Annotated in this window: 8 protein-coding genes and 2 pseudogenes; 9 read left to right on the top strand and 1 reads right to left on the bottom strand. The window is 45.3% G+C overall.

The annotated features are described in order from the left end of the window. Positions 1-96: 96 nt before the first annotated feature. From BBOU_RS04030 to BBOU_RS09055, 5 genes are all read left to right on the top strand, one after another. Complete coding sequence (locus tag BBOU_RS04030; RefSeq protein ID WP_026503544.1) at positions 97-996, top strand: glycosyltransferase family 2 protein; 900 nt, start codon at positions 97-99, stop codon at positions 994-996. Between the two features lie 91 nt (positions 997-1,087). Next, positions 1,088-2,101: an EpsG family protein gene (locus tag BBOU_RS04025; RefSeq protein ID WP_162176998.1), complete on the top strand. Its 1,014-nt coding sequence runs from the start codon at positions 1,088-1,090 to the stop codon at positions 2,099-2,101. A gap of 21 nt (positions 2,102-2,122) precedes the next feature. After that, a complete protein-coding gene (locus tag BBOU_RS09215) occupies positions 2,123-3,130 on the top strand; it encodes a hypothetical protein (RefSeq protein ID WP_152595668.1) in 1,008 nt (335 codons plus the stop codon). 18 nt (positions 3,131-3,148) lie between these two features. Beyond that, positions 3,149-3,916, top strand: coding sequence for a glycosyltransferase (locus BBOU_RS09060; protein WP_161788259.1), 768 nt, complete (start codon positions 3,149-3,151; stop codon positions 3,914-3,916). 487 nt (positions 3,917-4,403) lie between these two features. Continuing rightward, positions 4,404-5,339, top strand: a complete 936-nt coding sequence (locus tag BBOU_RS09055) for a glycosyltransferase family 2 protein (protein ID WP_081815590.1) — start codon at positions 4,404-4,406, stop codon at positions 5,337-5,339. Between the two features lie 147 nt (positions 5,340-5,486). Here BBOU_RS09055 and BBOU_RS09210 read toward each other — a convergent pair. Beyond that, positions 5,487-5,800: pseudogene (locus tag BBOU_RS09210) on the bottom strand (IS256 family transposase); the annotation flags it as partial. Positions 5,801-5,856: 56 nt separating this feature from the next. On the opposite strand from BBOU_RS09210, the gene BBOU_RS09415 reads away from it, so the two are divergent. The 4 genes and pseudogenes from BBOU_RS09415 to BBOU_RS04000 all read left to right on the top strand — a co-directional run bounded on the left by BBOU_RS09415 (position 5,857) and on the right by BBOU_RS04000 (position 7,635). Beyond that, positions 5,857-6,342 (top strand): hypothetical protein, encoded by a 486-nt coding sequence (locus tag BBOU_RS09415; protein ID WP_052157538.1) that lies wholly within the window; start codon positions 5,857-5,859, stop codon positions 6,340-6,342. Between the two features lie 81 nt (positions 6,343-6,423). Further along, positions 6,424-6,579: a hypothetical protein gene (locus BBOU_RS09205; RefSeq protein WP_156098065.1), complete on the top strand. Its 156-nt coding sequence runs from the start codon at positions 6,424-6,426 to the stop codon at positions 6,577-6,579. A gap of 97 nt (positions 6,580-6,676) precedes the next feature. Further along, positions 6,677-7,417 (top strand): annotated as a pseudogene (locus BBOU_RS04005) (IS3 family transposase); the annotation flags it as partial. 38 nt (positions 7,418-7,455) lie between these two features. After that, positions 7,456-7,635, top strand: coding sequence for a hypothetical protein (locus BBOU_RS04000; RefSeq protein ID WP_035142628.1), 180 nt, complete (start codon positions 7,456-7,458; stop codon positions 7,633-7,635). Positions 7,636-7,834: the final 199 nt, after the last annotated feature.

Raw genomic sequence — 7,834 nt, 5'->3', positions numbered from 1 at the left:
CGCTGCACGAAGCCCTGTAACAGATGATGCACAGTGTTGTAGATGGGGAATGTTAAAATATATAAGAAGTTAAATGAGCATGAGGGGTGATTACAGATGATTTCGGCAGGAATTGTTACATACAATCCAGATTTGGTCCGTCTGAGAGAAAATATCGAGTCTGTAAAGAATCAAGTAGAAAAGATATTTATTGTAGATAATGCATCAAAGAATATCCAAGATATTCGTAGTTTATCAAGTGAGTTTCATATTACGCTATATGATTTTTCGGAAAACAGGGGGATTGCTGCAGCGCTCAATAAGCTTGTAGAATTAAGCAGAGACGAAGGATACGGGTGGATGCTGTTACTGGATCAAGATAGCGTTTCAACCAAAGGAATGGTCGAGAAGCTATCACGGCACATAGATATGAATGTGGGCATCGTTTCACCAAACATTCTTGATAGGAATAAAGAGTATAAAACTAAAGACTATGAAAATAAAGAAGTAACAAGAATTAAGACTGCAGCAAGGAAAAGTGTGATAACTTCCGGTTCGTTGACAAACCTTCATGCTTGGGATAAAGTTGGTGGTTTTGATGAAAATATGTTCATTGACTATGTTGATTATGATTTTAATGAGCGCCTATTGCTAAATGATTATAAAATACTCAAAGTAAATGCGGCAGAATTAATTCATGAATGCGGGAGTGCGAAGAGAACATGGTTGTGGACGCCGCGGAAAGAATCAAACGGCCAATGGAGACTGGAAAGATTCTATAGTTTTGGGCATTCCCCGAAACGTTGTTATTACAAAGCGAGAAACAGAATCTATTATAGTCGAAAATACTGGTTTGATGTATGGAATAAATTCGAGGGAATTTATCAGATATTGCCACAGGTATTATTAACAATTCTATTTGAAGATCGTAAAAGTGAGAAGTTGGCGGCGTTTTGCAGGGGAATTCGTGATGGCATTGACATGCCTGTAATGAAATATGAATCTCATAACCGATGAGTATTTTATGCAAATGGCTTTAGTTTTATATATCATTTTCATTCTCGTTTTGATTGTCTTTGAATATGACAGAATTTTCAATTACATTATCATGATTGTCAGTCCACTGGTCCTTGGATTTGTCTCTTGGATTTGGATATTAAGACCGGACTACAATAGATATGAATCAACTTATTATGCTATAGAAAACATAAGCGATGGAAAAGCATATCCAGTATGGTCAATGATAATGCTCTCAGCAAAGGTTTGTCATCTGCAATTTAGACTTTATCAAACAATAATTGTTATCTTGTCGATTTCAATTATTGAAATTGTGGCATTCAAAATGTTCCACAGGGTGAATGCGACCATGGGCACAATCTGGGTCTATCCGGGAATTATCGGAATTATTCAAATAAGACAATATTTCTCTCTATCTTTATTGTATTTATCGTTATTCTTCTTCATCCGTTCATTCCATATAAAGAAGAGTAGAGAAAACAAACAATCTTGCATTTATGTGTTTGCAAGCATTTTATTTGCACTATTATCTGTGGGTGTACATGCAACAAGCATAGTTATGGTAACTTTCTATCTCTTATACTTTTTTAATGGATCAAAGATTAAGTATGTCATATGTCTTTTTGCGGTGTTGTTTATTGCTCAGATTGTTTATCCAGCAATATCAAACAAGATTATGATTAGTATATTAGGAGAGCAACAGACTACTGTTTATGACACTTATGGTGTGATGGTCGGCAATAATATATCAGAATTCAGTGCAATAGCCGTCGCTTTAGTGATATGTATTGTCAATATGGGAATGTGTAAGTATATCAACAAAAAGAAAAATCTGAATGATACCCATGGCAATGCTATTGCAACTGTGTCTTTGCTCGAGACATCCGAATATGTGTCTTTTGTTCCCTTGCTTCTTAATTTTTTGGACACAATGAGGCTCCAGCGTTTTTCTATACTTACAACTGCAGGCATGATTGACGCATATCCGTTTGAGAGAAAAGGCCTGTTACTTGTTGTACGTTGTATATTCTTCGGATCAATGTTTATTCTGCTGCGGTGGAGTGCGCCGTGGAATAGCATGATTTCTGAGTTGTCTTCTTTCTAATTAGAGATTTGAGGAAATGATATGAATAATCTTGTTGTGTATATCCTTGACATAGGTGCTTATTCGGGTGGCGGTGAAGCACTTTATCAACTTGGTTGTGATTTGCGTGGACTGGGAGTAGATGCACGTGTTGTTGCATGGGGCAAACATGATGTGTTGCCACAGAAATTCAAAAGGTATATAGCTCGAGGGCTACCACTCGTTAAGCCCGAGGAAGCGAAACAATGCGCTGAAGGAATCATCATTGTTCCTGAAAATGCGACACATTTGTTATTTGAATTCGTTCATCTACAGCCTATAATTTGGTGGTTGTCTTATAATAATTATGATGGCATAATGGCATGGAATTCTGTCGAAAGCATTACAAGAGCTATGCAAACAACATATGATGCTAATATCAGAAGACTCGGTCATTGGTGCATTAACACGTTGAGACATTGTCGGCCGAATTTCCCAATCGCACATTGTATGAATCTAGTCGGTTCGTATTATGCCGAGCAAATGGTTCAGCGACATTTTAACGTTGTTACGCAAAAGCTTGTGCACCCAATTGGAAACGACTTTTTGACTGCTGGTAGGTATGACGATTTTTCACACAGGAAGAATATTGTTTTGTATAATCCATCGAAACCTTCTAGACTTATGCGATCGTTGCTGAAACGTAATGCATTCACGTATACGCCAATCAATGGATTAAATTTCAATCAGATGATTGAATTGTATAGAACTGCAAAATTATATGTTGACTTCGGGAATTTCCCTGGCCCTGAGAGGATGCCCAAGGAGGCTGCATATAATGGATGTAATGTTCTTGTACGGTCGATTCATGCTGCAGCAACTGATGATGTGATGATTCCGATGCAATATAAATTGAGTCGTAACGTTAGTGTTCTTCAGGTTGAGCGGAAGATTCGAGAAATGCTAGACAATTATGAAGAGCAGTTGTGTGATTTTAATGCTTTCAGACAAATGATTGCTGATATGGAAATAGATTACCGCGAGCAAGTCAAGCAAATCTTCATACACTAAGAGAGTAAAATGTCAGTTGTGTCAGCACTTGTAGTACTATATAATACGTTGATAAGTGATTCGCCTTCAGTTTCTTACTTTATATCTGCAAATATTCCTGTATATGTATGTGATAATACGACGAATGGTAATATAAAACGCAGCAATGTGGTTCTTTCTCAACAATTGACAAATTTCTATTATCTTGATATGCACGGGAATGAAGGTCTTGCAAAGGCATATAACAAAGGAATTGAGAAGATCTCGACTCCGTATGTCATTTTTTCAGATGATGATACTATTTATGGGTCGAATTATCTACCTTTAGTTAGAACTTGGATTTTTTCTACCCATGCTGATGTGCTTGTTCCTATAGTCCGAGAGGTGAATTCAGATACATTAATAAGTCCTTGTGTGTATAAGCATTGTCGTTTCGCCTATCTCGATTCACTAGAGTCGTGTCCAGAAAATTTCTTCGCCATAAACTCTGGTCTTGTAGTTAGACGCGATATTTTCGATTCTTATAAATATAATGAACAGTATTTTCTTGAAATGATAGATTATCAATTTATCCGGGATATGCGAAAAGAACATAAGAATATTCTACTTATGAAAGATAATTTAATTTATCAGCATTCATCTATTTATGAAGATAGCTATCAGAGTAGAATAGTAAGATATAACATTGATAAAAAAGATACAAAGATATTTTATTCGAACGGAATCAGGGAAAGAACTTTCTATTATCTTAGAATTGCATATAAAAGAATGAAGCTTGTATGTGAGAAATTCAAGTGTTGCCACTAATAACCCATTTTGCTGCATTGTGCATGATGGTGCAATATATATGCGTTCATATCGAAACCATGCAAATTTTCTATATTTTATTCCTGTCCTGAGCATTAGCGCATTTTGTATGGCAAGTTTTGTGATAGAAGTGTATTGTGAGGTTTTCAACCAAGAACGCAATTCATGCTCAGTTGTCGCTCCTAGAACTGACTCCATGTTGAATGAATAACTCATATTTCTGTTATACAAGTCAAGGTGTTATGTGCGGTAATATTGGGGTGAGGGGGAAGATGTATGTCTATATGGGTGTCTGGGATGGCCGTGTATCGATGATTTACTTTTATGTTGTTATCGGGAATTTATCAATGTGGCACCATGACATGTGTTAGCGGGGGAGTTGCAACTGCATGTCAAATCGCTAATCGGGGCCTATGACTATGCTGATGGGGGAACCAATCGCTATAATTAGTGAGTTTCTGCTTTATATAGGGAGTTCAAGAATAATATGGGAAGTCGTTTTTCATTTGTTGTATTGCATTACCTTTCGTATGAGCTGACTGATATGTGTGTCAAGTCGGTGATTAATTTGCGTAAGCGAAATTCGGAGTTTGGCGTAGATATAATCATTGTTGACAACGCGTCAAATAATGGATCATTTGAACAGCTTAAGGAAAACTATGGGCATTGTAATTATATTCATTTTTTGCATAATGACGTTAATTTGGGGTTCAGCAAAGGTAATAATATTGGATATAAATATGCACTAAATAATTGCTCTCCAGACTTTGTTGTAATCATTAATAATGATACAATTATTGAACAACTTGAGTTCATGAAAAATACATGTCACGTATACAATGAAACAAATGCATTTGTACTTGGACCTGATGTTGTCAACAGAAACGGAGAGCATCAAAGTCCTATGAGGATGAAGGCAAGAGACCGACAAGAAGTGGAGGCGGCAATTTACAAAATGACTCCAAAGTGTCAGCAGGGTGGTATTTCGGATTATGCACCATTGAGATTGCGCTTAAAATGGTTCTGTCGCGATATTATGGAACGGCTTCCGATGTTTCAGAGATTGCTGAGGGAGCGTGAAAGAAGGTTGTCGATTGTGCGGCAGCGACAGCGTGAGCATGCTGCTGAGGATGCGCTGTTGCAAGGCGCCGCTCTAATTTTTACCCCACTGTTCATTCGGACCGGTGAATTACCGTTTGTGCCGGAAACATTTTTATACTGCGAAGAAGATATATTAGCGATTCGTTGTAAGCACAACGGTTGGCATACCCATTATGATCCCGATATTAAAATAATCCATTTAGAGGATGGATCCACAGATAAATTATTCGTGGATGACAAAGAAAAAGCATTGTTTATAAACAAGCATGGATTGGAAGCAGCGCAAGTTCTTCTTGCCTATGGGGATCAACGAGGATGGTGAGTGTCGAACGTGCTAACATTATAGAATCCGTACCGGTCTAACTTTAATAATGTGATTGTGCTGATTCTTTTCCTTCCATAGCGATTAAACTATGTTGCTTATAGACTTTCTTTAGGTTGTAGGCCAAAATGTGTGTCCGGTGGTGGGTCAGTCGGGGGTGCCGTGGTATTCGGTGGGGGTGTGGAATTCGTCCCAGTCGATGCCGGTGCCGTATCGCATCGGGATTCCTGTCGTCTGCCATGCGCCCGCGGACTGCGTTTCCAGGCCTCCCGGTAGAGCGCCTCGATCTGTTCGTCCGTGACGGCGTTGGCCGCGAGCCACGCGTCGGGTTCAGGATGCCCGGTGTGCTGGTGGCGCCACCAGCACACCGCCTTGATCTGCCGAGCCAGGGACAGGCCCCGGTGCCGGCGTAGCATGTCGCGGATGCGTGCGTTCCATTGTATTTTGTCAAGTTGATTTGTACGGTGGGGACTGCGGTGGTGATCCTGGACCAAGAAAAGGTTACACGGAGGACCGCATGTACAGTACAGAGCAGCGCAAGCTGGCAATCGAGACCTACATCAAGTTCGACCTGAGCGCGGCAGACACCGTTGCCGAGCTCGGCTACCCGGCGAGGCAGTCGCTCAGAGCCTGGTACAAGGACTGTCTGGAGCACGGGGAGGTCAGGCACCCGAAGCGGCAACGGGATCCCAAGTTCACCTTGGGGATGAGGCAGGCTGCCGTGGACTACTACCTCGTGCACGGAAAGAGCCTCGTCAGGACCATGCGCAGGATGGGCTATCCCGCCAGCGGGGAGTACCTCTGCGATTGGATCGACGAGCTCGCCCCCGGCCAGCGCAAGTACAGGGGCCCGACCCAAGGCGAGAACCCGTCTCCGTCGAGAGGAAGGTGCAGGTCGTCGCCGAGCTGGAGGCGAGGACGGGGCCCGCTGCGGAGGTCGCCGAGAGCACGGCGTGTCGAGGACGACGCCCTACGTCTGGCGAAGGGAGATTATGGGCGATAATGTCGGGGGCATCGAAGAGAAAGGCGTTCCCGTGAGCGAGGAATCGACGACCTGCCGGACGACGTCGAGGTGTTGCAGGACATGCCGCGCGAGGCGAAGATGCAGCTCAGGCGGGTGCAGCTCGAGCTGGATGTGCGTCAGGTGACCCTCGAGATAGTGAAAACAGACCAGGGCGCCGACCCAGGGCTGCTTGACGAACGAGGAGAAGGCGGCGATGGTGACGGCGCTGAGGGCTGAATACAGGCTCTGCGAGATTCTGCCCGTGGTGGGCATGGCCAAGAGCAGCTACGAGTACGCCAGGAACGCCTAGGCCGAAGGCGAGACCGAAGAGCGCGCCGCAGCGCGGAAGGCGGTCATCGAGGCGTTTAAGGCCAGCGGCGGCACATACGGCTACAGGCGCATCACCGCCATGGTCGACGTCGGCGAGTGGACCGTTCGCGACATCATGAGGGACGAGGGGCTGGCCGCCCGCTCCGCCAAGAAGAGGCGGCGCTACAGCTCTTACGAGGGCGAGATAACCGAGGCGCCCGGGAACCTGCTGCGCGATGAGCGGGGCAGGCACCGCTTCCATGCCGGCGAGCCCAACGAGCTGTGGATCGCCGACGTGACCGAGTTCCGCATCCCCGCAGGCAAGGTGTATCTCTCGCCCATCGTGGACTGCTTCGACGGCATGCCGCTGAGCTGGTCGATCTCCACGTCGCCCGACGCCGAGATGGCCAACTCGTCGCTGCCCGGCGCGTGCAAGTGGCTCGGCGAGGGCGACCATCCCAAGATCCACTCGGACCGCGGCTGCCATTACCGCTGGCCGGGATGGATAAGGATATGCGATGAGAACGGCCTGGTCAGATCGATGTCGAGGAGGGGATGCAGTCCCGATAATGCGAGGTGCGAGGGCTTCTTCGGAAGGTTGAAGATAGAATTCTTCTACGGCTGCGACTGGGCCGGGGTCACGATCGAGGAGTTCGTGGGGATGCCCGACGCCTACTTCAGGTGGTACGGGGATGTCAGGATAAAGAGCGACCTGGATTATAGGAGCCCCATGCAGTATCGCAGGGGTTTGGGTCTGGTAGCATAGGATGGATTCGGTCCAAGATTCCCACCGCAGTCCCCCTGATGGAAGCGGACAAGGAATGGTCCACGGACCGGCGCCTGTGGAGCCCGGAGAACACGTCCCGCGCGTGGGACGCGCCCGACACGCACACGCCCACCGCGGCCGAACTCGCGGCCGCCCGCTCCCAGGCGCGCGCCGCGTTCGACGCGCTCGACATCCCCACGCACCAGGAACAGGAGTAGAATCCCAGCCAACAGGGGCCGCGACGACAACGCCACGGCAACACACAAAAGGCGACCCCTTCATACACCAACCCAAGGGACATCATCGCCGGCCATAATCCTTCCCGGTCCTTTCCGGTGGAGATACAAGCATCATCCAGTCAAGACCATGACGCGGTCGGCATGCCCTGCCTGAACTCGTAACAACCAATTGAACACA

Source organism: Bifidobacterium boum, assembly GCF_000741535.1.
Lineage (GTDB): Bacteria > Actinomycetota > Actinomycetes > Actinomycetales > Bifidobacteriaceae > Bifidobacterium > Bifidobacterium boum.
Note: the sequence above shows the minus strand (reverse complement) of the source record. Positions and strands in the feature narration are given on the sequence as shown.

Bases quoted from the DNA above. Each gene is read 5' to 3' on its own strand.
- BBOU_RS04030 (WP_026503544.1), top strand. From the start codon at position 97: ATGATTTCGGCAGGAATTGTTACATACAATCCAGATTTGGTCCGTCTG.
- BBOU_RS04025 (WP_162176998.1), top strand. From the start codon at position 1,088: ATGATTGTCAGTCCACTGGTCCTTGGATTTGTCTCTTGGATTTGGATA.
- BBOU_RS09215 (WP_152595668.1), top strand. From the start codon at position 2,123: ATGAATAATCTTGTTGTGTATATCCTTGACATAGGTGCTTATTCGGGT.
- BBOU_RS09055 (WP_081815590.1), top strand. From the start codon at position 4,404: ATGGGAAGTCGTTTTTCATTTGTTGTATTGCATTACCTTTCGTATGAG.
- BBOU_RS09415 (WP_052157538.1), top strand. From the start codon at position 5,857: ATGTACAGTACAGAGCAGCGCAAGCTGGCAATCGAGACCTACATCAAG.
- BBOU_RS09205 (WP_156098065.1), top strand. From the start codon at position 6,424: ATGCCGCGCGAGGCGAAGATGCAGCTCAGGCGGGTGCAGCTCGAGCTG.
- BBOU_RS04000 (WP_035142628.1), top strand. From the start codon at position 7,456: ATGGAAGCGGACAAGGAATGGTCCACGGACCGGCGCCTGTGGAGCCCG.